General features: G+C 65.0%; 20 protein-coding genes, 3 tRNA genes and 1 pseudogene. 20 read left to right on the top strand and 4 right to left on the bottom strand.

All coding sequences use genetic code 11. The features are described 5' to 3' along the window. The first annotated feature begins 113 nt into the window (after positions 1 to 113). The 5 genes from ACTIIH_RS12700 to ACTIIH_RS12720 all read left to right on the top strand — a co-directional run bounded on the left by ACTIIH_RS12700 (position 114) and on the right by ACTIIH_RS12720 (position 5,353). The gene (locus ACTIIH_RS12700; protein WP_441452147.1) at positions 114 to 851 is read left to right on the top strand and encodes a peptidylprolyl isomerase; all 738 of its coding nucleotides are present in this window, start codon (positions 114 to 116) and stop codon (positions 849 to 851) included. Between the two features lie 230 nt (positions 852 to 1,081). Then, positions 1,082 to 2,515: an MFS transporter gene (locus ACTIIH_RS12705; protein ID WP_441452149.1), complete on the top strand. Its 1,434-nt coding sequence runs from the start codon at positions 1,082 to 1,084 to the stop codon at positions 2,513 to 2,515. A gap of 246 nt (positions 2,516 to 2,761) precedes the next feature. Further along, complete coding sequence (locus ACTIIH_RS12710; RefSeq protein WP_441452151.1) at positions 2,762 to 3,547, top strand: transporter substrate-binding domain-containing protein; 786 nt, start codon at positions 2,762 to 2,764, stop codon at positions 3,545 to 3,547. A 229-nt stretch (positions 3,548 to 3,776) separates the two neighbouring features. Beyond that, on the top strand, positions 3,777 to 4,571 hold the full coding sequence (locus tag ACTIIH_RS12715; RefSeq protein ID WP_441091715.1) for an amino acid ABC transporter permease: 795 nt from the start codon (positions 3,777 to 3,779) through the stop codon (positions 4,569 to 4,571). Further along, positions 4,571 to 5,353, top strand: coding sequence for an amino acid ABC transporter ATP-binding protein (locus ACTIIH_RS12720; RefSeq protein ID WP_441452171.1), 783 nt, complete (start codon positions 4,571 to 4,573; stop codon positions 5,351 to 5,353). The genes ACTIIH_RS12715 and ACTIIH_RS12720 overlap by 1 nt, the downstream gene beginning before the upstream one ends. Positions 5,354 to 5,531: 178 nt before the next feature. Here the strand turns inward: ACTIIH_RS12720 and ACTIIH_RS12725 are convergent, their stop codons facing one another. Beyond that, on the bottom strand, positions 5,532 to 8,354 hold the full coding sequence (locus ACTIIH_RS12725) for an aminotransferase class I/II-fold pyridoxal phosphate-dependent enzyme (RefSeq protein WP_441091662.1): 2,823 nt from the start codon (positions 8,352 to 8,354) through the stop codon (positions 5,532 to 5,534). Positions 8,355 to 8,542: 188 nt separating this feature from the next. Between ACTIIH_RS12725 and ACTIIH_RS12730 the strand changes: the two genes are divergently transcribed. Together ACTIIH_RS12730 and ACTIIH_RS12735 are read left to right on the top strand one after the other, a co-directional pair. After that, a complete protein-coding gene (locus tag ACTIIH_RS12730; RefSeq protein WP_441452153.1) occupies positions 8,543 to 10,264 on the top strand; it encodes a thiamine pyrophosphate-dependent enzyme in 1,722 nt (573 codons plus the stop codon). 67 nt (positions 10,265 to 10,331) lie between these two features. Then, on the top strand, positions 10,332 to 11,963 hold the full coding sequence (locus tag ACTIIH_RS12735) for an amidohydrolase (protein ID WP_441452154.1): 1,632 nt from the start codon (positions 10,332 to 10,334) through the stop codon (positions 11,961 to 11,963). A 76-nt stretch (positions 11,964 to 12,039) separates the two neighbouring features. On the opposite strand, the gene ACTIIH_RS12740 is transcribed toward ACTIIH_RS12735, so the two are convergent. Next, positions 12,040 to 13,401 carry an aspartate aminotransferase family protein gene (locus ACTIIH_RS12740; protein ID WP_441452172.1) on the bottom strand — a complete coding sequence of 454 codons (1,362 nt, stop codon included), beginning with the start codon at positions 13,399 to 13,401 and terminating at the stop codon, positions 12,040 to 12,042. Positions 13,402 to 13,492: 91 nt separating this feature from the next. On the opposite strand from ACTIIH_RS12740, the gene ACTIIH_RS12745 reads away from it, so the two are divergent. Then, on the top strand, positions 13,493 to 14,104 hold the full coding sequence (locus ACTIIH_RS12745; RefSeq protein WP_441452155.1) for a YigZ family protein: 612 nt from the start codon (positions 13,493 to 13,495) through the stop codon (positions 14,102 to 14,104). 35 nt (positions 14,105 to 14,139) lie between these two features. Here the strand turns inward: ACTIIH_RS12745 and ybaK are convergent, their stop codons facing one another. Both ybaK and ACTIIH_RS12755 read right to left on the bottom strand, forming a co-directional pair. Beyond that, on the bottom strand, positions 14,140 to 14,640 hold the full coding sequence (gene ybaK, locus ACTIIH_RS12750) for a Cys-tRNA(Pro) deacylase (protein WP_441452157.1): 501 nt from the start codon (positions 14,638 to 14,640) through the stop codon (positions 14,140 to 14,142). Between the two features lie 207 nt (positions 14,641 to 14,847). Further along, the gene (locus ACTIIH_RS12755) at positions 14,848 to 15,195 is read right to left on the bottom strand and encodes a metallopeptidase family protein (RefSeq protein WP_441452159.1); all 348 of its coding nucleotides are present in this window, start codon (positions 15,193 to 15,195) and stop codon (positions 14,848 to 14,850) included. A 168-nt stretch (positions 15,196 to 15,363) separates the two neighbouring features. Between ACTIIH_RS12755 and ACTIIH_RS12760 the strand changes: the two genes are divergently transcribed. The 12 genes and pseudogenes from ACTIIH_RS12760 to ACTIIH_RS12815 form a co-directional block, all read left to right on the top strand. Next, positions 15,364 to 15,436: transfer RNA gene (locus tag ACTIIH_RS12760), tRNA-Glu, on the top strand. 37 nt (positions 15,437 to 15,473) lie between these two features. Further along, positions 15,474 to 15,547, top strand: a tRNA-Asp gene (locus ACTIIH_RS12765). A gap of 71 nt (positions 15,548 to 15,618) precedes the next feature. Then, positions 15,619 to 15,691: transfer RNA gene (locus tag ACTIIH_RS12770), tRNA-Phe, on the top strand. A 303-nt stretch (positions 15,692 to 15,994) separates the two neighbouring features. After that, complete coding sequence (locus ACTIIH_RS12775) at positions 15,995 to 16,864, top strand: SDR family oxidoreductase (protein ID WP_441452161.1); 870 nt, start codon at positions 15,995 to 15,997, stop codon at positions 16,862 to 16,864. Between the two features lie 150 nt (positions 16,865 to 17,014). After that, positions 17,015 to 18,309: pseudogene (locus ACTIIH_RS12780) on the top strand (IS1380 family transposase). 247 nt (positions 18,310 to 18,556) lie between these two features. Continuing rightward, complete coding sequence (locus tag ACTIIH_RS12785) at positions 18,557 to 18,766, top strand: hypothetical protein (protein WP_441452163.1); 210 nt, start codon at positions 18,557 to 18,559, stop codon at positions 18,764 to 18,766. Between the two features lie 77 nt (positions 18,767 to 18,843). Continuing rightward, positions 18,844 to 19,341, top strand: coding sequence for a hypothetical protein (locus tag ACTIIH_RS12790; RefSeq protein WP_441092333.1), 498 nt, complete (start codon positions 18,844 to 18,846; stop codon positions 19,339 to 19,341). 166 nt (positions 19,342 to 19,507) lie between these two features. Continuing rightward, positions 19,508 to 20,851 (top strand): sugar porter family MFS transporter, encoded by a 1,344-nt coding sequence (locus ACTIIH_RS12795; RefSeq protein ID WP_441452174.1) that lies wholly within the window; start codon positions 19,508 to 19,510, stop codon positions 20,849 to 20,851. Positions 20,852 to 20,860: 9 nt separating this feature from the next. Further along, on the top strand, positions 20,861 to 21,229 hold the full coding sequence (locus ACTIIH_RS12800; RefSeq protein WP_441452165.1) for a universal stress protein: 369 nt from the start codon (positions 20,861 to 20,863) through the stop codon (positions 21,227 to 21,229). A gap of 106 nt (positions 21,230 to 21,335) precedes the next feature. Beyond that, positions 21,336 to 22,703 carry a magnesium transporter gene (gene mgtE / locus ACTIIH_RS12805; RefSeq protein ID WP_441452167.1) on the top strand — a complete coding sequence of 456 codons (1,368 nt, stop codon included), beginning with the start codon at positions 21,336 to 21,338 and terminating at the stop codon, positions 22,701 to 22,703. 288 nt (positions 22,704 to 22,991) lie between these two features. Further along, on the top strand, positions 22,992 to 23,351 hold the full coding sequence (locus ACTIIH_RS12810; RefSeq protein ID WP_441092337.1) for a hypothetical protein: 360 nt from the start codon (positions 22,992 to 22,994) through the stop codon (positions 23,349 to 23,351). A gap of 29 nt (positions 23,352 to 23,380) precedes the next feature. Continuing rightward, on the top strand, positions 23,381 to 23,789 hold a 409-nt coding region (locus ACTIIH_RS12815), incomplete at its 3' end, for an SDR family NAD(P)-dependent oxidoreductase (RefSeq protein WP_441452168.1).

The following is a 23,789-nucleotide window of genomic DNA, read 5'->3' on the forward strand; positions in this document are numbered from 1 at the left end:
CTATTCCCCGCCTACTGTGTCAGGCTGTCTCACTACAGCCTGACACAGAGGGTGCTCGCCCGTGTCTCGACGCCGCGCCCGTGTCTCGACGACGGTGCCGATACGATGAACGCATGGATCACCTCGCGCAGAGTCGCTCTCATGCCCTGAACCGTCGTCCGCAGTCAGCCGTTGTGCTGACACTGGCCGCCTTCGCCGTCCTCGTTCTTCTGCTGCTGAGCGGATGCGGATCGTCTGATTCCGAGGGTGATTCCGGCGGCAGCTCCGCAGCCGAATCCGACTCATCAGCCGCAGCGGGCGCCTGCTCGTACCCCGCCGATTCGCAGGCGGGCGCCAAGGACGTCGAAGCACCGGCAGAGGAACCGGAGGCGAAGGGCACTGTCGATGCCACCATCGCAACGAACGCCGGGGACCTCGCAGTGACTCTCGATGCCGACCGCACACCGTGCACCGTCAACAGCTTCCTGTCGCTGGCCGCGCAGAAGTACTTCGACGACACCGACTGCCACCGACTGACCACCGAAGGCATCTACGTCCTCCAGTGCGGGGACCCCACGGGCACCGGCTCGGGCGGCCCAGGCTACTCGTTCCCGGATGAGCTCGATGGTTCCGAGACCTACCCGGCAGGGACTCTGGCCATGGCGAACTCCGGTCCCGATACGAACGGCTCCCAGTTCTTCGTCGTCTACGATGACAGCTCGCTGCCGCCCGACTACACGGTGTTCGGACAGCTGGACGAGAAGAGCACGAAGACCGTCGCCGACATCGCGGCCAAGGGCACGGACTCCGGCGCCGCCGATGGAGCGCCCAAGGAAAAAGTGACGATCACCGAGGTCACGACTCAGAATTGAGCGCCGGGCGGACTCAGCGCCCGATGGCCCGACGATCCGGTCTGAGTTGTCCAGAACACTTCGACCACCTAGTAATCTCAATTGGTGAGACTCGAAAATCGCGTTTTGTGAGACGGGCGTAGTGTCTATTCGTCGCCGTCGACGCTGTGCCTGACACAGCGCCGACGGCCTTTTCCCTTGGCACGGACCACCCGCCCGTGCCTGCACTCACGAAACAGCGGAGCACCACCATGTCCACCGAAACACAGCCGGAGAATCCCTCCTCGGCACCCGGGGTCGACGACGCGATCGCGGCGACTCGGAAGAACAACACCCGCGGCAAGGTCCTGACCGCCTCGATGGTCGGCACCACGATCGAGTTCTTCGATTTCTACGCCTACGCCACGGCCTCCTCGCTGGTCTTCCCGGCCCTCTTCTTCCCCAACCAGACGTCGACGACTCAGCTGCTGAGCTCGTTCGCGATCTTCGGCGTCGCCTTCGTCGCCCGCCCCCTCGGCTCGATCATCTTCGGCCACTTCGGTGACCGCATCGGCCGGAAGAAGACGCTCATCGCCTCCCTGCTCATCATGGGCATCGGCACCTTCCTCATCGGCCTGCTGCCGACCGCCAGCACGCCGGGCTGGGTCGTCCTCGCCCCGCTGTTCCTCGTCCTCCTGCGCTTCTGCCAGGGTGTAGGCCTCGGCGGCGAATGGTCGGGCGCGGCCCTGCTGGCCACCGAGAATGCCCCGAAGGGCAAGCGCGCCATCTGGGGCACCTTCCCTCAGCTCGGCGCACCCGTCGGCTTCATCATCGCGAACCTGCTCTTCGTCGCCCTCGGCACCTGGACCTCCCCCGAGGCGTTCCTCGCCTGGGGCTGGCGCATTCCGTTCCTGCTCTCGGCCCTGCTCGTCGCCGTCGGCCTCTACGTGCGCATGTCGCTCATGGAGACCCCCGCGTTCCAACTCGTCGCGCAGAAGCAGCAGATCTCGAAGGCCCCGCTCGGGCGGGTCTTCGCCACGAGCTGGAAGCCGCTCATCCTCGGCACGTTCATCATGCTCGCGACCTACGTGATCTTCTACTTCATGACCGCCTTCACCCTCACCTACGGCACCTCACCGGCCACCCCGGAGCAGGCCCAGACCGCCGCCGAGGCGGCAGGGAAATCCTTCGATCCGGCAGGCTTCGTCGCGGGGCTGGGGTACACGAAGAACGAGTTCCTCACCTACCTCATCATCGGAGTCGTCTTCTTCGGCATCTTCACCGTCGTCTCCGGGCCATTGGCCGAGAAGCTGGGTCGGCGGAAGATGCTGCTCGGTGTGACCGTGCTCATCGCCGCCTACGGGCTCGTCGTCAATGCCCTGTTCAATGCCGGCACCCCGGGAGTCATCATCGGCCTAACCGTCGGCTTCATCCTCATGGGGCTGACCTTCGGCCCGATGGCCGCGTACCTGCCGGAGCTCTTTCCCGCCAACGTCCGCTACACCGGATCGGCGATCTCGTACAACATGTCCAGCGTCATCGGGGCCGGTCCCGCACCGTTCGCCATGGTCGCTCTGTGGCAGGCAGAAGGAGGGTCAATCGTCTACTGCGGCCTCTACATCATCGCCGCGTCCATCGTTACGATCGTCGCCCTGTGGCTGGCCAAGGACACCTCTGACCTCGACATGGAGGACCAGCTGAGCTGAGATTCCTGGATTAGGGCCCGACCAACGTTTTCGCTGGTCGGGCCTTTCGCGTCCACGGTCGGGTGCCGAGCGGCCGTTCCGGTCACCGGGAATGACTACGATTTCGTCACAACCACCTCGGCGATCATCGATGCGACATGAGTGTGACCCAGTTCACGGTAGGATTCCTCACAGACGCTGCTCAGACATCTACGTCAGAGCGGACCGCGTACGTGACTCACCTGTCACCGATCTCCTGGAGGAACCATGAAACGACGCTCGAGTCTGGCCATTGCCGCCGTCGGCGCCATGCTCGCCCTGCCCGCCTGCGGCGGCGGAGGCGATTCCACCGCCGAGGGCGGGGTGCCCATCGTCGAAGAAGGCAAGCTCACCACCTGCACCCATCTGTCCTACCAGCCCTTCCAGTTCGAGAAGGACGGCGAGGTCGTCGGCTTCGATGTTGACATCGTCGACGCCGTGGCGAAGAAGCTCGGTGTCGAGCAGGAGATCATCAACACCTCGTTCGAGACGATCACCTCGGGTGCGGAGTTCAACCAGAACAAATGTGACGTGGCTGCAGCGGCGACGACGATCACCCCCGAACGTGAAGAAGCCACGGACTTCTCCGAGCCGTACTTCGACGCGAACCAGGCGATCCTGACGAAAGATGACAAAACCGCGGAGGATGAGGCCGGGCTCAAGGGCTTCAAGGTCGGTGCACAGTCGGGCACCACTGGCCTCGACTACGCCACGGAGAACTTCAAGGATTCCGAGGTCATCACCTATGAGGATCTGCCGCTCTCGCTCGAAGCGCTCAAGACCGGTCAGGTCGATGCCGTTATCAACGACAACGGTGTGCTGTACAACTACAACACTGAGAACAAGGGCTTCGCCGTCGGCTTCGACATCAAGACCGACGAGCACTACGGCATCTCGATGAAGAAGGGCAACACCGAGATGAAGGAGGCCGTCGACGACACGATCAAGGAGATCAAGGACAACGGCGAATACGACAAGATCTACGAGAAGTGGTTCGGCGACGCTCCCAAGTGATTGCCTGCGAATGGGCGGCTTGCTGCGATCTGTCGTTGCAGCGGGCCGCCCGTTCGGCTGAAATCGACCGACCTGCCTGAGCCCCATCCGACCCTCACGGCACGCACCCCCGGCGGACACCCCCGCCACAGCTTTTCGAAGGACAACCATGTCAGTTCCCTCCGCGTCAGAGGACGGCCGCCCGACCGGCCCCGCCGTCCCCGTCGCCACCGCCACCCCGAAAGCGAAGATGAGCAAGCGCCAGAAGGCGAAGGTCTCCCGCGGCATCCAGTACGCCGTCCTCGTCATCATCGCGATCCTCATCGCGATCTTCGCCGATTGGCCGACGCTCATCGATACGTTCGGTCGCGTCGACATCGCCACAGGGATGTTCCCCGAAGTCATCACCGGAGCGCTGAAGAACACGGTCGTGTTCACCCTCCTCGGCTTCGCTCTCGGCCTGGCCATCGCACTCGTCGTCGCACTCATGCGCTTGTCCTCGGTCGGCGTCTACCGATGGCTGGCAACGATCTACATCGAGTTCTTCCGCGGACTGCCTGCCCTCGTCGTCTTCCTCGTCATGGGATTCGGACTGCCCGTCGCCTTCCAGGGATTCATCCTGCCACAGCTCGTCATCATCATGATCGCGCTCGGACTCGTCTCCTCGGCTTATATGGCCGAGACGATCCGCGCCGGCATCCAGGCGGTGCCGAAGGGACAGATCGAAGCCGCCCGGTCACTCGGCATGTCCTCCTCACGAGCGATGTTCACGATTGTCCTGCCGCAGGCGATGCGCATCATCCTGCCGCCGCTGACGAACGAACTGATCCTGCTGACCAAGGACTCTTCGCTCGCCTACATCCTCGGGTCTTCAGTCGACGGTCGTGAGCTTGCGGCACTCGGTCGTGCCGAGATCGTCAACACCGCGAACCTCACCCCGTTCATCGTCATCGCACTGTGCTACCTCGTCATCACGGTTCCGCTGTCGTACCTGTCGCGGGTGTTGGAGAAGAAGTACGGTTCCGCAGATTCTGGAGTGAAATGATGAATGTCCCCACCGCCTCGGCGCGCGCGACCACAACCCCGATCATCGCCATCCGCAACCTCCAGAAGAGCTTCGGAACGAACCAGGTCCTCACCGATATCAGCCTCGACGTCGACAAGGGCGAAGTCGTCTGCGTCATCGGGCCCTCGGGCTCCGGCAAGTCGACGATGCTGCGCTGCATCAACACACTCGAAACACCCACCGGCGGCTCGATCGTCGTCGACGGCATGGACATGACCGACCTCGATCTCGACATCGACGCCGCCCGCACCCGCATCGGCATGGTCTTCCAGTCCTTCAACCTCTTCGCCCACCTCACCGTGCGTGAGAACCTCACGATCGCGCAGACGAAGGTCCTGGGGCGATCGAAGGCCGAGGCGAACAAGGTCGCCGAAGCGAACCTCGCGAAGGTCGGGCTCTCCGAGAAGATGGAGGCCAAGCCGGGATCGCTGTCAGGCGGTCAGCAGCAGCGGGTTGCGATCGCCCGGGCCCTGAGCATGGACCCCGATGTCATGCTCTTCGACGAGCCGACCTCCGCACTCGACCCGGAGACCGTCGGTGACGTTCTCCAGGTCATGCGCGACCTCGCCGAGGCGGGAATGACGATGGTCGTGGTCACCCACGAGATGGAGTTCGCCCGGCAGGTCGCCGATCGCGTGGTCTTCATGGACGGCGGAGTCGTCGTCGAAGAAGGGCCCGCTAAGGACGTCATCGGCAACCCGGCCGAGCAGCGGACGAAGGATTTCCTCTCCCGCGTCCTCCATCCCGGCCAGCTGGGATAACCGCGATCTCGCCGACCGCTCACGTTACCGTCGCTGTATCAAGCTATACGGCGCGCGCTCGACGCTGACGTGAGCGGTCGGCGAGATCGCACGAGGCTGACGTATGCTCTCGACGGTAAGCCGCGCGCTCGACGGTAAGCCGAGCGGTCGGCACGGTCGAGCGCCTCGCCTTTCTCGCTCAGTTCTCCAGAACCTCTTTGAGGATGACGCGGTAGCCCTGGCGGGAGTCGTAGCCGTGGATCTCTCGGGTGTCGAGCGCCGACATGAAGTCGAGCACCTCGGCGGTGATGACCTGTCCGGGAACGAGCACCGGGAACCCGGGCGGGTAGGGGGTGACGAATCCGGCCGAGACCGGCTGTTCGCCGTTCTCGACACGGCGCCGCAGCTCATGCGGCAGCACGTGCTCGATGTTCTGGCGACGCAGACCCGCATAGTAGGCGGTGCGCAGGTCGCCGTCGGGCAGCTGCTTCGACGGGTCGTCGGCGGGCACCTCGGCGGCGTAGTCGGGGGCGAAGGCCGAGAAGTCCGGCAACGGCGGCATCACCGCGGCAGGTTCGGTCAGCGCGTCCTGTTCGTGGAGCTCGTGCGGATCATTGAACATCCCCGCCAGTTTGACCAGCACCTCGATGAGGTAGGCGATGGCCGAGCGTGAGGTGCCGATGTTCGTCATGAACAGCACGGTGTTCCGGCTCGTCTTGTTCACCTGGATGCCGTAGCGGTCCATGAGGTGTTCGTGCTTGAACGTGTCCCCGTCGACTCCCGTGCCCGAGATCTCGACGGTGATGCGGCTGGGATCGACGACGAACTCATCGCGGACCCAGGCGTCCCACATCGTGGAGAGCCCATCGCGCAGCGGCATCGTCCGTTCGGTGACCCGATATTCCTCGGGGATGAGATCGGCGGCGGTGAGCACCTTGAACGTCTTCTTCAGCAGAGGATGCCTGGCGATCGCCGAGGACAGGCTCATCGCCAGGTCGAGCTGCTTCTGCACGAGTGCGAAGCCCTCCATCTCCACCTGCCTGCGACCGAGGTCGAGGGAGGCGAGGATCTGGTAGTTCGGCGACGTCGAGGTGTGGGTCATGTACGCCTCGTGGAAGGCATCCTCGGCGCCGGTGGAGAACTCCTGATCGTAGACGTGGATCATCGAGCCCTGGCGCAGCGCGGTCAGCGTCTTATGCGTCGACTGGGTCGCGTACACGCGGATCGTCGCGTCCGGCGGCGGCAGCAGGTCCTCCTCCAGCCACACCGAATCGGGGGCGGGGGCGCCGGTCTCGGGATCGTACAGGCGCTTCTGCTGCTCCCGGTACGCCGCGGCGTGGGCGTTGGTCGCGAGGTTCTCCTCGAGGGTCTCCGCGGCGACCATGGCGGTGCGTTTGCGGGTGACTGGGTGGAATCGGGCGAAGGCGAACCAGGCTTCGTCCCAGAGGAAGACGAGGTCGGGTTTGATCGCCAGGCATTCGGACATGACCTTGTAGGGGTCGTAGACGATTCCATCGAAGGTGCAGTTGGTCAGGGTGATCATCCGCACCTCGTCGAGGCGGCCGGCGGCCCGGTAGTCGAGCAGCAGCTGCTTGATCCTGTTCAGCGGCACCGCCCCGTAGAAGGCGACATCGTTGAGCGGGTACGCCTCGAGGTAGGCGGTGCGGGCACCGGTGAGCATGAGCGCATGGTGGTGGGACTTGTGGCAGTTGCGGTCGACCATGACGACCTCGTCGGGTGAGACGACGGCCTGGTGGACGATCTTGTTCGCCGTCGACGTGCCGTTCGTGACGAAATAGGTGCGCTTGGCACCGAAGGCACGGGCGGCCAGCGACTGCGCCTTCTTCAGTGTGTGCACCGGTGCGAGCAGGGAATCGAGCTCACCGGAGGTGGCGCTGGATTCGGCGAGCAGCAAGTTGAGTCCGTAGAACTCGACGAAGTCGCCGATCCACTTCGACCCGACGACGGAGCCGCCGCGGGACACGGGCAGTGCGTGGAAGACTCCGGCCGGGCGGCGGGCATGCTCTCGGATGGCGTCGAAGAACGGAGTGTCGTAGAGGTGCTGGGCGCGGCGCAGCAGGGACAGGTGGAGTTCGAACTGGTCCTCGCGGCGGAAGACGCGACGGAACCGGTGCGTCAGCGCACCTGCGAGGCTTTCGATATGGGCACCGGCCATGAGGTAGAGGTCGAGTTCGGGGCGCAGATTCGCCAGGGTGTCGGCCAGCCGCAGCACCCGACGCACCGAATTGAGCGGACTCATCGGCGCCGTCGGCGATTCCTTCGTCGAGGTGTGCGCGAACTCGATGGAATCGCGCAGGTCACGACTGAGCACCTCGCGGGTGTTGTCGGTGAAACCGGGGCGGATGACGCAGGCGAGCAGGTTCGGGTTCGTCAGGGCCGCCGCCACCGCATCGTCGGCGGTGGGCACGATGACGTAGTCGTAGATGAACTGGTCGGAGGCGTTGCGAAGTTTGAGCAGGTCCGTGTGCAGCTCATCGCGGCCACCCTCGGTGGTCTCGTCGACGATGAGGACCTCGAAGCGAGGACGGGTGTCCTGGCGGTCCTTGAGTTCGGCGCGCTCATCCTCGGTGAGGTCGTCTTCACCGGTGTCGGGCACGGTGGTGCCCCGGAGCCGATTGACCGCACGTGTGATCATGTCGTGCGCGCGGTCGAATTCGCCGTTCGAGAGCAGGTCGGTGATCTCCTCCACATAGCGCTGACCGAAACCTGCCCAATAGAGCTCGATCGTCTTCAGCGAACGCAGTGACCGCCACACCTCGCCGTCTTCGGCGATCATCGAGAAGTCCCCGCCGCTGACGGCCAGGCGTTTGATAGCGAACTTCAGGTACTCCCACGCGTCCGAACGCAGCCGCCACGTGCTCGCCGGCATTCCCGGATCCCGTTCGAGCTGTGCCCGGCGCGGCGTCGAGGGGGCTCCGACGCGACCGCGCCTGCGGCCGCCGCCGAGGTCGGCGGGCTCAAACTCCTGCGCCGTTGCCTGGTCGGAGTCGATTCCGGTCATGCGAGAGCCTCCTGGCTGTCAGTCTCAGTCCCCACCCCGGTCCGGTGTGGACTTCCTGCTCACGGGCTCAGTCGGCGGACCGTACTGATTCCGTTGTTGCACGATCATACGACCTCACCGTTGCAAATGGGCAGGGTGGTGGGCAGTTGAGACAACCACAGGAGGCGAAATGATGATAAGCATGGGATATGGACACCTCCGCGTCTCTTTCTGCAGGTCATCTCATCGTCGAGGAACTCGAAGCACACGGAGTCACTCGCACCTATCTGGTTCCCGGCGAGTCGTATCTCGATGTCATCGACGGACTCCGCGATTCGTCGATCACCCCGATCGTCTGCCGTCAGGAGGGCGGGGCCGCATACATGGCCGTCGCCGAGGGGCGGATGACCGGGGTTCCCGGAATCGCCATGGTCACCCGTGGTCCCGGTGCGGCCAACGTCAAGGTCGGCGTCCACACCGCGTACCAGGATGCGACCCCTCTCGTCGTCTTCGTCGGTCTCATCCCCACCGATCATCGCGGCCGCGAATCCTTCCAGGAATTCGACCTGAACGGCTGGTTCACTTCGACCGCGAAGAAGGTGCTCACCCTCGATGATCCCGATAAGGCCGCCGAGGTGGTCGTCGACGCCGTGCACACCGCCGTGACCGGGCGGCCCGGTCCCGTCATCGTCGGTCTGCCCGAAGAGGTCCTTGTCCGCCCGAGTTCCGGGACGGTGCTGGCCCCACGTGTGCACGGTTCGGCCTCACCGTACGCCGGGGACGTCACGGAGCTGCGTGCCCGCATCACCGCCGCCGACCGTCCCGTGCTCATCATCGGCGGCGAGGACTGGTCCCCGTCGACCTCGCGGCGCATCGCCCAATGGTCACGCGACCGCGGCCTCGGCGTGCTCGGCACCTTCCGCGCCTATGACGGCATCGACCATGACAGTCCGAACTTCCTCGGCATCTTGGGGTATGGTGCGTCCCCCGCGGCGAAGCGAGTCCTCGCCGAGGCGGACCTGCACATCTTCTTGGGCTGTGTCCGCACCGATGTGGCCACCGACGGGTTCACCAACGGCGTCGACCAGCGCACCGTCGTCATCGGCCCCGATGCCGATGCACACGGCCACTTCGGTCGACTCGACCAGCACATCGTCACCTCGGTCGGCCGGTTCGCCCAATCCCTGTTCACCGAGGAGGGAACCCGCACGTATTCGGTGTCCTCCGACGGGTCGATCGACGAACCGCCGCTCGGCGATGCCCTGTCCGAGGCGGCCGGGGATGCCGTACCGCTGCCGGGGTGGGTCGCCGAGGCCCGGACCGAGCTCGAGGCGTGGCGGACACCGCAGGTGGCAGGTTCGGGGTCGGCCGCCTCGGCGGGGTTCGTCGACATGGACGAAGCATTCGTGCATGTGCAGGACCTGTTGCCAGGCGACGCGATCATCACCTACGGAGCGGGGAACTTCTCCGGCTGGGCGACCAGATTCCTGCCCACGCACGGGTTCCCCTCGGCGCTGGGCCCGCGCAACGGATCGATGGGATTCGGTCTGCCGGCTGCGGTCGCCGCCGCGCTCGTCCATCCGGAACGGGCGGTGTTCTGCATCGCCGGCGATGGGGACTTCCTCATGAACGGGCAGGAGATGGCCACGGCCGTCCAATACGGCGCGGACCTCACCGTCGTGCTCAACGACAATTCGGTCTACGGCACGATCCGCGGTCATCAGGACCGCGAATACCCCGGCCGGGCCACGGCCACGGCACTCAAGAACCCGGACTTCGCAGCCATGGCCACGGCGTTCGGCGGGCTCGGCATCCGCGTCGAACGCACCGAGGACTTCCGCGACGCGTTCGAACAGGCGCTGGCACACAAGGGACTCTCGCTCGTCCACTGCATCACGGATCCGACCGTTCGCGGGGCGCGCCTGCCGTGATCGATCTGTTGACGGCCCGCCGTGAACAGTGGGGCGGAGGGCGTGCGAATCTGACTAAGGTGGCTCTATGAGAATCGACGCGATCTTCACCGACCTCGACGCCTACACGCTTGATCCGACGCGCCCGCGGGCGCAGAAGATCGGGGTATGGGGCAATCGGATCATCGGCTTCGACGAGGAGCTCGACGGCATCGACGCCGACCGGGTCGAGCCCCTGGGCGGGGCGACGGTGCTGCCGGGCTTCAACGACGTCCACTGCCACACGACATGGTTCGGTCTCACCCTGGCCTCGGTCGATGTCACGGCGCTGCCCGGCGGTCTGCCCGATGTCTATGCCGCGCTCGAGAAGGCAGCGGCGACGACTCCGGCCGGGGAATGGATCGAAGCCACGGGGTACGCCCACCGTGACTACGACGGGCAGTATCCAGACTTGGGCCGTCTTGACGAGATCACCGGGGACCGTCCCCTGTTCATGCGGCAGACATCCGGTCACGCCGCGATCGCCAACACCGAGGCGATGCGACGGGCCGGGATCCTGGACCCCGATTTCGAGGAGCCGGTCGGCGGCAAAGTCGTCCGCGACGCGGCCGGACATCCGACGGGGCTGATCGAAGAGACCGCACAGACGCTGGTGCAGGACCTCATCCGCCCGTATTCACTCGACACCGTCGTCGACGCCCTCGATCTGGCGACGGCCTACTACGCGAAGGAAGGCATCACGTCCTTCGGCGAATGCGGAATCGCTTACGGCTGGATCGGCCACTCCCCCATCGAGATCAGCGGCTACCTGCGGGCTCGGGAGGAGGGGAAGCTGCGGGCGCGAGCGCAGCTCATGCCGCAGGCCGACGGGCTGCACCCGATCGCGGCGAACTCCGCCGACGGGTTCGGCATCGGTCTGGATGCGGGGCTGCGCACCGGCCTCGGCGATGATCTCATCTCGATCGGGCCCGTGAAGTTCTTCATGGACGGGGCCCTGTCCGGCGAAACCGCGGCACTGCGGGAGAACTATGCGGGCAAGGACCACCCCGGTTACCTGCAGGACGACGCCGAGGTGCTGCGGCAGCAGATACTGGACACCTATGCCTCCGGCTGGTCGTTGGCCGTACATGCCATCGGCGATGCCGCCGTGGATGCTGCGATCGCCAACATCGTCGAAGCGCAGAAGCGCTATGGCCGCCGGGCGGTGCCCAACCGGATCGAGCATGCCGCTTTGGTCCATGACGAGCATCTGGCGACCCTGGCCGAGCACGGAATCGTCGTCACTCCGCAGGCGGCGTTCGCCGACGGCATCGGGGACGGGATGAACGCTTCGCTCGGGCCGGACCGGCGGCACCTGATCTACCGGGCGAAATCGTTCGTCGATGCGGGCGTGCCGATGGCCGGCAGTTCGGATCGACCGTGTGCCGACGGCAATGTGCTGCGCGGAATCGAAGCGTATGTCACCCGCCGGACCCGTGACGGTGATGTCATGGGTTCGGCGGCCGAAGCCTTGAGCGTCGACGAGGCGATCGCGGCCTACACGGTCGAGGCGGCGAAGGCCTCTGGTCAGGGTGCGGACAAGGGGACGCTGAGCCGAGGCAAGCTCGCCGACTTCGTCGCCCTGGAGACTCACCCGGCAAACGTCGCGGCGGGCGAGATCTCACAGATCCCGGTCCGCGCGACAATCCTCGGCGGCAACTACACCCACCAAACCCCCTAATTGCTACCTGACGGCGGCTCAGCAACCTCGCGCGAGGTTGCTGGGCCGCCGTCGGGTAGTCCTGGGAGGGTGAGGGTCAGCGGGGGAAGTCTAAGTCGGTGAGGACCTTCTCGAAGACTCCGAGGCCGCGTTCGAGGTCCTCTTCGCTGATGTTGATCGGCGGGACCACGTGCACCCGGTGGTAGTTGTTGAACGGGATGACGCCGTGTTCCTTCAGCGCCGCCACCACCGAGGCGACCTCGGGTGATCCTCCGCCGTAAGCGGCCAGCGGTTCCTTGGACTCCTTGTCCCAGACGAGTTCGATCGCCCAGAACGCTCCGATGCCGCGGACCTCGCCGACGTGCTTCGAGCTCTCCGCGATCTGCCGCAGGCGGGGTCCGATGATCGTCTCCCCGATGTGAGCGGCGTGTTCGATCATGCCCTCGTCGGCCATCGCGTTGATCGTCGCAACCGCCGCGGCGCATGCCAGCGGATGCCCGGAGTAGGTCAGCCCGCCGGGGTAGACGCGTTCTGCGAAGGTCTCGAAGATCGCGTCGCTGATGATCACTCCGCCCAGCGGCACGTACCCGGAGTTCACGCCCTTGGCGAAGGTGATGAGATCGGGGACGATGTCGAAGTGTTCGAAGGCGAACCACTTGCCCGACCGTCCGAATCCGGCCATCACCTCGTCGGCGATGAGCACGATTCCGTGCTCGTCGCACAGCGCCCGCACACCCTGCATGTACTCGGGGCTGGGCACCATGATGCCGGCGGTGCCGGGAATGGATTCGAGGATGATCGCGGCGATCGTCCCCGGCCCCTCCAGTTCGATGGTCCGGCGCAGGTGCTGCAGTGCGCGCTGGGTCTCTTCGGCCTCGGTAGTGGCATGGAACTCGGACCGATAGAGGAACGGTCCGAAGAAGTGGACGACGCCCGATTCTCCGGTCTCGTTCTCCCACCGGCGCGGGTCGCCTGTGACGTTGACGGCAGTCTGAGTGCCGCCATGATACGACCGGTACCGGGCGAGCACCTTCGTCCGCCCCGTATGCAGACGGGCCATGCGAATGGCGTGCTCGTTCGCATCCGCGCCGCCGTTGGTGAAGAACACGTGGTCGAGTCCTGCCGGAGTGCGTTCGGTGATGAGTCGGGCCGCTTCGGAGCGGGCGGCGTTGACGGTGGCTGGGCTGATCGTGCACAGCACATCGGCTTGGTCTTTGATCGCGGCCACGACGGCCGGATGCTGGTGGCCGATGTTCGTGTTCACCAGCTGCGAGGAGAAGTCGAGGAACTCCCGACCCTCACCGTCGATGACCGTCGACCCGTGGGCGCGGGCAACGGTCGGCGGATCGATGAGCCGCTGTGCCGACCACGAGTGGAACACGTGTGCTCGGTCGAGTTCACGAGCTCGGTCGGATTCGTCTTTGAGAGCTGCCAGATCGGCCTCGCTGAGGTGGTCCACCGTTGTCACCCTTTCACTGAAGTACCGCGGATGAGCGCGGAATCCGCGCCCGTGGGCTCATCGTAGAACACATTCGACTACAGTGACGAGCATGTCTTACCGGACCGTCGTCAGCCCCGTCGAGGCCGAGATCGAGATCAAGAGATCCCGTTTCCTCGCCCGCCTCTCCCCTGCCGCGGATGAGGCCGAGGCCAGGTCTGTCATCGCCGAGGCGCGCGCCGAGCATCCGAAGGCCCGCCACCATTGTTCGGCGTTCGTCCTCGACATCGATTCGCGCACTCAGCGCTTCAGCGACGACGGGGAACCGGCCGGCACCGCGGGCGCTCCGATCCTCGATGTAGTCACCGGTCATGATCTGACCTTCGTCGTCGCCGTCGTCACCCGGTATTTCGGGGGCACCCTGCTGGGCGCGGGCGGGCTCGTTCGCGCGTACGGTCAGGCCACCTCGGCGGCGGTGGAGAGAGCCCGGATCGTCACCCGTCGTGAGCGCGTCCCTGTGTCCGCACACGTCGACTATGCCCAGGCCAACGCCCTGGAGCGGGCGGCCGGGAACCGGGGGTGGACGACGCGGGCCGACTACGGCGGTGAGGTCGGACTCGATGTCCTGGTTCCCCTCGCCGAGGTGGCCGATGCGCAGGCGATGTACGCCGACCTCACCGCCGGTCGGGCAGAGCCCGAGGTCGGTGAGGTCGAATGGATGTGAGGCCGGGGATCGACGCTCGGATCAGCGAGAGCTGATCAGTCGAGCGCGGCGATCTTCGCGACCTGGGCGTTCGTGAGCATGACGAGATCCTCGGGGCGGATCTCGATCTCGAGACCGCGACGGCCGGCCGAGACGAACACTGTCGAATGGTCGAGCGCTGTGCGGTCGACGACGACCGGCACGGCATGGCGCTGTCCGAACGGAGAGACTCCGCCGACGGGGTAGCCGGTGCGACGTTCGGTCTCGGCGACGCCGGACAGCTGGGCCTTCTTCGCTGCGCGCGCGGAGGCCAGGGCCTTGAGGTCGAGCTGACCGGAGACGGGGACGAGCGCGGTCACGGGCTGCCCGTCGACCTGGATCATCAAGGTCTTGAACACCTGGTCGGAGCTGACTCCGAGCTTGTCTGCGGCCTCCGAACCGTAACGGCGGGTGGCGGGGTCGTGGTCGAAGCTGCGCAGGCTGTAGTCGATGCCTGCCAGGTTGAGCACTCGCACGGCCGGGGTCGCCGCGCTGGAAGTCTTGGATGCAACTGTCATAAGGGGGTAGTGCCTCCTGCCCGCGGGTCAGCGGGGCCAGGAGGCGCAGCTTTCACGGCTCCGTGTCCCCGCATCGATACGGACGGAATGTTGTATCGGTGCTGATAGGTACCCGCCCACAATAGGCGAAGTAGCCTTGCGGACGCCAATTCTCGTGACGTCAAGTGACTCGTCGGTAAGCCCGTCAGCCCCTTCGGCCGGGGACGCTCACCCCCACCCGAGTTCGTGGAGCCGGTCGTCATCGAGACCGTAGAAATGAGCGATCTCATGAACGATGGTGACGACGATCTCCTCGCGCAGGTGATCGGCATCCTCAGCGAAGTCGATGAGGTTGTCACGATAGATGAAGATATTGTCGGGCATCTCGAACCCAGCGATCCCCCGCTCCCCGATCGGCGTGCCCTCATAGAGGCCGAGCAGGTGCCGATCGCCGTCCTCCGGCCGGTCCTCGACGAACAGGGCGACATTGTCCAGCTGTTCGGTCACCCCGGCGGGCAGCAGATCCAGGGCTTCGCCGAGGATCGCGTCGAACTCCTCATCACTCAGGGCCTCCATGCCTCCCACTCTAGCGACTCCGGTCCCCTCGCCGAGGCGGCCGCACGAAACGTCGAAAAGCACCGTTTTCGCCGTGTGACCGAGGACACCCCTTTTCGTTTTGCATTCCGCGAATCGGGTGGGATAAGCTTAACGTCGTTGCCCACGGGGAATCCGAGGACAACCTGGGCCCCCATCGTCTAGAGGCCTAGGACACCGCCCTTTCACGGCGGCGACACGGGTTCGAATCCCGTTGGGGGTACGGTGTAGGATCGTAAGGTCTTCCATCACAACAGCAAGGCCCTGTGGCGCAGTTGGTTAGCGCGCCGCCCTGTCACGGCGGAGGTCGCGGGTTCGAGTCCCGTCAGGGTCGCGGAGCATAAGGCTCTTCTTCGGAAGAGCCTTTGTTTCTCTCGGCATACTTATCGAGTATGTCGGCGGCTCGGCTCTGTAGCTCAGTTGGTAGAGCGTTCGACTGAAAATCGAAAGGTCACCGGATCGACGCCGGTCGGAGCCACAACACGGAAGCCCCGTTTCCCAATCCAGGACTGGTAAACGGGGCTTCTTCGCGTCTGCGCGCACCTGTTGAAATCCGAATCACCTGGAGTAGGCTGAAGATGAGTTCGATGACCCGCCCACGTCGTGGTGGTGCGGGGCGAGCGAAGAGCTGACTCCCCGGATCGACACGCGATTGGCAAACCCACTCTTGCGTGACCCACGGCACACTGATGTACTGTTGAGTAACATCTCGTGAGGTCCGCGTGAGCGGGTTCTGCTCGCGAGGGACAGCACTGACGCCTAACTGCAAGGACGCACAGTCATGACGCGTGGAACGACGATCGCCGGCAGCCGCATTCTCATCACAGGGGCCGGAAGCGGAATCGGCCGACTCATGGCTCTGGACGCGGCGGCCCGCGGCGCAGCCGAAGTCATCATCTGGGACCTCTCGGACGAACGCGGAGACGCGGTGCGCGCCGAGGTGGAGGCCGCTGGAACCAGGGTCCGATCCTTCACCCTCAACGTCGGCGATGCCGACCAGGTTGCCGCCATGGCCGAGCAGACCGGCCAGATCGACATCCTCGTCAACTGCGCCGGCATCGTCTCCGGCAAAAAGCTTCTCGACATGGAGGAACCGGCGGTCCGTCGCCTCTACGACGTCAACACCTTCGCCCTGTACTGGACGACCCAGGCCTTCCTACCCGGAATGATCGAGCGCGACCGCGGCTCCGTGGTCACAATCGCCAGCGCTGCCGGCCTGACCGGAGTCGCTCGACAGACCGACTACTCGGCAAGCAAATGGGCTGCGGTGGGCTTCACCGAGTCACTGCGCGGAGAGCTGCGCGCCGACGGCAGCCGGGTCAATACGCTTGCCGTGTGCCCCTTCTATATCAACACCGGAATGTTCAAGGGAGTGCAGACGAAATTCCCGCGCCTGCTCCCGATCCTCGAAGAGAACGAAGTGGCCACGCGGGTCCTTGATTCCGTCGAATCAGGTCGTGAGCAGCTGGTCATGCCCTCGCTCGTCCGCCTGGTTCCGGGTGCCCGTCTCCTGCCGACCCGAGCTTTCGACAAGGTCATGGACTTCCTCGGTGTCAACCAGACGATGGACCACTTCACCGGCCGGACCGGGCCGGACCAGAAGCACAGGTCACCGGAAGGAGACGTGCCGGTCTCCGTGGCACGTCACTAAGCCCTGATCCACCGTTTCAGCGGTGCCTCATACTTGCACGATGAATAGGAAATGCCCCTCTGACGTGGGAAAATAGTAGTGCTGAAGCCACTATGAACCACATGCCAGAAGGACACCTCGCAAGTGATAGTCTCTCATGCCCGCAAACCCATGTTCGATGAGCCCAACCTCGTTCCCGCTGCCGGTCTGGCACCAGTACTTGATTTGGCCGAACACGCCGGATTGAGCCAGTCGTTATCAGCGATGACGGTGTCATCACCGAATCACATGGTGAAGTCACACACGATCATCGCCGGAATGCTGGCAGGAGCAGACTCCATTGATGATCTCGACCTTCTGCGGGCCGGAGCGACACCGCGTCTCATCGGGCCCGTTCGTGCACCATCGACGATGGGCACGTTTCTGCGCTCGTTCACTCACGGCCACGTCCTCCAGATCGCGAAGACGAACCGAGACCTGCTGGGCCGTTTGCCGACGATGATCCCCGCAGGTGATGGGCCGATCATGGTCGACATGGATGACACCATTCGTGGTGTCCACGGGTATGAGAAACAAGCCGCTGCGTTCGGCTACTCCGGAGTCAGGGGACTGAATGCACTGCTGATCACCGCTCACACCGATGGGTCGGCCCCGATAGTGCTGGAGTCTCAGCTGCGGCGGGGCAATATTCGCTCCGGAGATCATGCCGACTGGCACCTGATCCGCGGACTGAACACCATCTCCCGGATGGCCCAGAACGGGAGGTCCTCATTCGTGCTGATGCTGCTTTCTGCCAACGAGTCAATATCACCGCAGCCGAACACGCCGGAGCTTGGTGGTCGTACACGATTCCGCAGTGGAAGACCGTGACTGCAGCGATCAGCAGCATCGACGAAGATGAGTGGGAGCCGATTGCCTACCCACAAGCAATCTATGACACCGAGTCTGATCAGTGGGTCTCTGATGCCGAAGTCGCCGAAGTGGACTCGTTCACCGCGTTCGCATCGCGACCGAAACCCGAACGAGTGAAGTGTCGGTTGGTGGTGCGCAAAGTCAAGGTCAAACCCGGCTCGCAGGAAGCACTGTTCGCCACGTGGCGGTATCACGCATTCATCACCAACAGTGACCTGTCGACTGTGGAGGCTGATCGTCGGCATCGTGGGCATGCGATCGTCGAGCAAGTCATCGCTGAACTCAAGCAGGGACCGCTGGCGCATTTGCCGTCGGGGAAGTTCGTGGCCAACCAGGCCTGGCTGGCCTACGCCGTCATCGCGTTCAATCTTGCCCGGGCCGCCGCCATAGCGGCGGGAATGGGGTTGGTGCGAATGCAGACTCTGCTGCGGAAGATCATTACCATTCCGGCACGGCTGGCCAGGACAGGACGGAAACTGCTTATTCACCTCCCGAGATCATGGCCAAGGCAGGCTCAGTGGTCACGGTTATGGGCGACGGCATCGAGCCCGTAAGCAGGAGTTGAGACCATGCACGATGCCGCCCTGCGGGGCCTGATGAGGAAACTGTCAGTGGAAGTACCAGACGAGGGGGCCGGTCCTTTACCATGCCCGCTGACGCCCACACATCAACTACATTGACAGTGCTACACCAAGAAGCCCCTGACGGTGGATCAAGGCTAAGCGGCCCTTTCTGCTCGGACCGTATTCTCCGCCTCCGCGCAGTCTGCCAGCCCGGCCGAATGCGGCCGGTGGAAACTCTGTGCTCAACGCGCACGACCGGCGGCAGATCGACGACCCTTCGGTGACCGAAAGGACGGTGTTCGTCGACACGACCGGCCACAGCAGCACGGACTTCGCTTTGACGACGGCCGACAAACTCGATCTCATCTCGTCGGGCCGAATAGCCGGAGAGAAGTTTCTGGCGCACTGGGATTGGCAGGAGTGGAAGGACCGCTTTGACCCGAAATGATTCTGTCCCCCATGGCCTGCGGTCCATCAACGTGTAAGAATGAGGGGCCGAACCTGATTGCGAGCGAAGGAGAGATCATGAGCGAGTTCGATTCGGACGCGGCCGACCGACTGGAAGACGACCCCATCCTCGGCGATCCCGATCTCGCCGAGCCGACAGGAGACGAACTGGACGATCCCGAGCTCGCGGCCGCTGAAGCCGAGGCCGAACAGGTCGACCTCGACTCTGGCACCGACGATGAGCCCGCCGAGGCGACCGTCGAGCCCGGTGCCGAAGGGCCGGAAGGCACGGGCATCGAAGGGGCCGACGATGCTCTCGTCGACGACGCCGGCGGGGACGACGAGAACGAGGCTCCACGCCTCTCCGACGAGTTCAACACCGATCAGTCGCCTGCAGCCGAGCAGGGAAATCGCGTCGGCGACGAGATGGTCTCCGACGACGATGACGAATTCGAAGTCGCCGAGCTCGATGGCGACGACCTCAATGTCGATGCCCTGGCCGACGACGGAACCGAAGAGGTCTCGGTGATCGATGGAATGCCCGAAGTCATCGACGACTCGTATCAGGAGGACTGAGCTCCACCCTCTCCGCCTGTGGCAGGCTCCCATGTGTTAGGACTGAAGGCGAAAGGAGCCGCCCATTCCACCCGGATCCCCGCGTCGCCGATCGACGTCCACCGCCAGCACGAACTTCGAACTCCCCTATGTCGGCACAGGTCGCCCCGTCCACCGCCTCGGCATCATCGCCACGGTCGCCACCTTCGGCGGTCTGCTCTTCGGCTATGACACCGGGGTCGTCAACGGGGCCCTCGAACCGCTGAGCGAGGACTTCGGCCTGACCGCGCTGAGCGAAGGCCTCGTCGTCGCCTCCCTCATGGTCGGCGCCGCCGTCGGTGCGGTCTTCGGCGGTCGAGTCGCCGATGCCTGGGGCCGTCGCAAGACGATCCTGCTGCTCGCCTGCGTCTTCATCATCGGCACGCTCGGGTGTGTCCTCGCGCCCGGGGCGGAATTCCTCATCGGCGCCCGCTTCGTCCTCGGGATCGCCGTCGGGGGCGCCTCGGCGACCGTTCCCGTCTACCTCGGTGAGATCGCTCCGTCGGAGAAGCGCGGCAGCTATGTCACCCGCAATGAGCTCACGATCGTCGGCGGTCAGCTTGCGGCGTTCGTCATCAACGCCGTGATCTTCAACTTCTTCGGACACGTCGACTCGATCTGGCGTTGGATGCTGCTCGTTGCCCTGGTTCCGGCGATCGCCCTCCTCGTGGGCATGATCTTCCAGCCCGAGAGCCCGCGCTGGCTGATCTCCAAGGGGCGCACCGAGGAGGCTCTGGCCGTGCTCAAGCAGGTCCGCTCCCCCGAACGCGCCGAGGCCGAGATCGACGAGGTCACCCACCTCGCAGCCGAGGATGCGAAGGAGGCCACGGGCGGACTCTCCGACCTCGGCACCCGGTGGGTGCTGCGACTGGTCATCATCGGTGCCGGACTCGGCTTCTTCCAGCAGCTGACCGGAATCAACTCGGTCATGTACTACGGCACGCAGCTGCTCACTTCAGCCGGGCTCGATTCCGGTGTCGCCATCATCGGCAACATCGCCAACGGCGTGTTCTCCCTGGCAGGCATCTCCTTGGGCATGTATCTGCTGAATAAGCTGCCGCGCCGGGTCATGTTCCTCACCGGCTATGCCCTCATCGCGGTCTTCCACACGCTCATCGCCCTGACCGCGGTCATCGTTCCGCCCGGACCGGCACAGGCGTGGACGGTGCTCGCGTTCCTCGTCCTCTTCGTCTTCTCCATGCAGGGAACGGTCGGCCCGCTGACCTGGCTGATGCTCTCGGAGATCTTCCCGATGAAGATCCGCAGCTTCGCAATGGGCATCTGCGTGTTCGTGCTGTGGATCATGAACGCCATCGTCGCCCAGTTCTTCCCGCCGCTCATCGAGGCCTTGGGCATGACGGCGACCTTCGGCATGTTCGCCGGCCTCGCCGTGATCGCCTTCGTCTTCCTGGCACTGATGCTGCCGGAGACGAAGGACAAGGACCTCGCGGAATTCGAACGCGAATTCAAAGCCGAGTACGGGCGCAGATAAGGAGCCTCCATGTCAGTCGCCGTCGCCGTCACCGACAGTCCCGAGGGCCGGCTTGCCCTCGAATCGGCCGCCGCCGAGGCGCAGAAGCTCGGCACCGGGCTGCTGCTCATCAACCTCACCCTCCATGACTTCACCGAGGATGAGATTCCCTCTGGTCTCGAGGTCACCGTCATCAATCGGTCCGGCCGCGGTGATCGTGACCCGGTCACCGCCGTCATCGACGAACTGAACGATCACGCGGAGGTCGACCGCCTCGTCCTCGGCGTCCGTGCCCGGTCACGCGTGGGCACGATGATCCTCGGGTCGGTCGCTCAGCGAATCGTTCTGCGCTCCCCCGTCCCTGTGCTCACCGTCCGCCGGGACGCGACCCGACGCTGACTCGGCAGGCCCGTTCCGCGGCGCAGGTGTCGCCGCGGGGATCGTCGCCGCTCATCCGTGGCTTAGGCTTGAGGACGGAAGTTCCGTCCGAGGTGAGGGGGCATGCGTGGCCACTACGACAGAGGGCACCGAGGCGGCCGACCGACTCGAATCCGCACTCACCGGCAGAATCGATCCCGGCACTCTCGACGAGATCTCCGCTTTGGCCCGGCAGGTGCCGCGCGCTGAGATCGGGCGCCTCGTTCACACCTCGACGCCGCTGCAGTCCGCGATGCTCTTCCGGGTGCTGACCAAGGCCGAGGCCCTCGACGTCTTCGAGGACCTGCCGCCGGCGTATCAGGCCGAACTCATCGGCAATCTCCGCGAACCCGAGGTCGCCGACATCGTCGAGGGCCTCGACCCCGATGATCGAGCCGAGCTGTTCGGCGAACTGCCCGCGAGTGTGGCCAGTCGGTTGATGAAGGGGCTGACCGCCGACGAGCGGGAGATGACCTCGGCAGTGCTGGGCTACCCGAAGTCCGCGATCGGCCGGTACATGTCTCCGGAGGTCCTCGGCATCCACGAGGATTGGACGGCGGGCCAGGCGATGGAGGTCGTCCGTGCCCGCATCGATGGACCCGAGACCGTCTACCTGCTGCCCGTGGTCGGAGCCGGCCGGGTGCTCCGAGGCGTGATTTCACTGCGTAACCTCCTCGCCGTCGACGAGGACACGATCATCGAGGACATGGTCCGCGACTCGATCAGCACACATGCGCTGACCGACCGTGAGGAGGCCGCTCGCAAGTTCCTCTCCCACCGGCTCATCGCGATGCCGGTGACCGACCAGGAAGACCGCCTCGTCGGCATCCTCACCATGGATGACGTCCTCGACATCATCGACGAGGAGGACGCCGAGGATATCGCCCGCGGTTCCGGCACGGAACCGTTGGATCGCTCCTACCTGTCTTCGACCATCGTGCGTCTGGTCAAGAGCCGCATCGTGTGGCTGCTCGTCCTCGCCGTGTCCGCGATCCTCACCGTCCAGGTCCTCGAAGTCTATGAGGACCGGCTTGATCAGGTCGTCGTCCTCGCCCTCTTCATTCCCCTGCTCACCGGCACCGGCGGCAACACCGGCAACCAGGCGGCCACCACCGTCACCCGGGCCCTGGCTGTCGGAGAGGTGCGCATCCGAGATCTCGGCCGCGTGATCTGGCGAGAGCTGCGCGTCGGGGCGCTGTTGGGTGCGGTTCTCGGCGTTCTCGGTTTCTGCGTCGCCGGCCTCGTCTACGGGTGGGCGATCGGCCTGGTCATCGGGCTGACGCTGCTGTCGGTGTGCATGATGGCCGCAACAGTGGGCGGACTGATGCCGCTCATCGCGAAGAAAGTCGGGGCCGACCCCGCGGTGTTCTCCAACCCGTTCATCTCCACGTTCTGCGATGCCACGGGTCTCATCCTCTATTTCACGATCGCCACCGCTGTCCTCGGCCTGAGCTGATGACGCCTGCTGGGCCACCGCCTCAGCCCGACCACGCCTCCCACAGCTCGGCGTAGCGGCCGCCTGCGGCGACGAGGTCGTGGTGGGTGCCTTCCTCGATGACCTGCCCGTGGTCACGTGGTCGGCGATGAGGAGGAAGACCGCAGCGGTGATCATGCCCAGCACCGAGGCGATGCCGCGGCCGGCCTGCTGGAAGGACGTGGCAGCGGTGTCGGCATCGGCGGAGGCGATCGAGAGCACCTCCCCCGATGTCCGGTCGGATGGCAGGTGTGATGCGGTCAGGGCGGCGTGGGTGATCTCGACGCGCAGGGCATGGGCTTCGTGTTCGCGGGCGGCGTTGCACAGGCGCGCGCCGACGCGGTAGCCGAGGCTGAGCACGGTGAAGAGGAGACCGAGGCCGATGATGGAGATGACGAGAGCCGGGATCGACAGCGGGATGATCGCCCGGTCGACGATGAAGCCGATCGCTACCGGCACGAGCGCTTCACAGACCTGCCAAATCGACAGGGCCCCTGCTCCACCGAGCAGCGGACGGATGCGCCGACGGGCGGCTCGGCGCAGAATCTGCGCACCGGTTTCAGGAGTCTTCGGCACGAAGGTTACCCTAACAAATTCGGCGGTGGGGTGGCGGCTCGGTTGGACAGCTGACTGCCAGGGCGGAAATCTAGGATGGAGTCATGACTTCCCCGATCGACTTCGGCATTCCCGATCTCACAGGGCGCACGGCCCTCATCACCGGCGCGAACAGCGGACTCGGCAGGGTGACTGCCCGGGTTCTCGCGGGCCGCGGCGCCCACGTCATCCTGGCAGTGCGCAACCGCGCGAAGGGTGAAGCCGCCGCAGAGACGATGCCCGGCAGTACGGAGGTGCGTGACCTCGACCTCGCCGATCTGTCCTCGGTGCGCGATTTCGCTGCGGACTTCACCGATCCGATCGATCTCCTCATCAACAATGCGGGGATCATGATCCCGCCCCTGTACCGGACCGTCGACGGATTCGAATCGCAGTTCGGGACGAACCACCTCGGCCATTTCGCCCTGACGAATCTGCTGCTCCCGCAGGTGCGCGAGCGCATCGTCACCGTCG

It is taken from the genome of Brevibacterium sp., assembly GCF_052105255.1.
GTDB lineage: Bacteria > Actinomycetota > Actinomycetes > Actinomycetales > Brevibacteriaceae > Brevibacterium > Brevibacterium linens_B.

Bases quoted from the DNA above. Each gene is read 5' to 3' on its own strand.
- ACTIIH_RS12700 (WP_441452147.1), top strand. From the start codon at position 114: ATGGATCACCTCGCGCAGAGTCGCTCTCATGCCCTGAACCGTCGTCCG.
- ACTIIH_RS12705 (WP_441452149.1), top strand. From the start codon at position 1,082: ATGTCCACCGAAACACAGCCGGAGAATCCCTCCTCGGCACCCGGGGTC.
- ACTIIH_RS12710 (WP_441452151.1), top strand. From the start codon at position 2,762: ATGAAACGACGCTCGAGTCTGGCCATTGCCGCCGTCGGCGCCATGCTC.
- ACTIIH_RS12715 (WP_441091715.1), top strand. From the start codon at position 3,777: ATGAGCAAGCGCCAGAAGGCGAAGGTCTCCCGCGGCATCCAGTACGCC.
- ACTIIH_RS12720 (WP_441452171.1), top strand. From the start codon at position 4,571: ATGAATGTCCCCACCGCCTCGGCGCGCGCGACCACAACCCCGATCATC.
- ACTIIH_RS12725 (WP_441091662.1), bottom strand. From the start codon at position 8,354: ATGACCGGAATCGACTCCGACCAGGCAACGGCGCAGGAGTTTGAGCCC.
- ACTIIH_RS12730 (WP_441452153.1), top strand. From the start codon at position 8,543: ATGGACACCTCCGCGTCTCTTTCTGCAGGTCATCTCATCGTCGAGGAA.
- ACTIIH_RS12735 (WP_441452154.1), top strand. From the start codon at position 10,332: ATGAGAATCGACGCGATCTTCACCGACCTCGACGCCTACACGCTTGAT.
- ACTIIH_RS12745 (WP_441452155.1), top strand. From the start codon at position 13,493: ATGTCTTACCGGACCGTCGTCAGCCCCGTCGAGGCCGAGATCGAGATC.
- ybaK (WP_441452157.1), bottom strand. From the start codon at position 14,640: ATGACAGTTGCATCCAAGACTTCCAGCGCGGCGACCCCGGCCGTGCGA.
- ACTIIH_RS12755 (WP_441452159.1), bottom strand. From the start codon at position 15,195: ATGGAGGCCCTGAGTGATGAGGAGTTCGACGCGATCCTCGGCGAAGCC.
- ACTIIH_RS12775 (WP_441452161.1), top strand. From the start codon at position 15,995: ATGACGCGTGGAACGACGATCGCCGGCAGCCGCATTCTCATCACAGGG.
- ACTIIH_RS12790 (WP_441092333.1), top strand. From the start codon at position 18,844: ATGAGCGAGTTCGATTCGGACGCGGCCGACCGACTGGAAGACGACCCC.
- ACTIIH_RS12800 (WP_441452165.1), top strand. From the start codon at position 20,861: ATGTCAGTCGCCGTCGCCGTCACCGACAGTCCCGAGGGCCGGCTTGCC.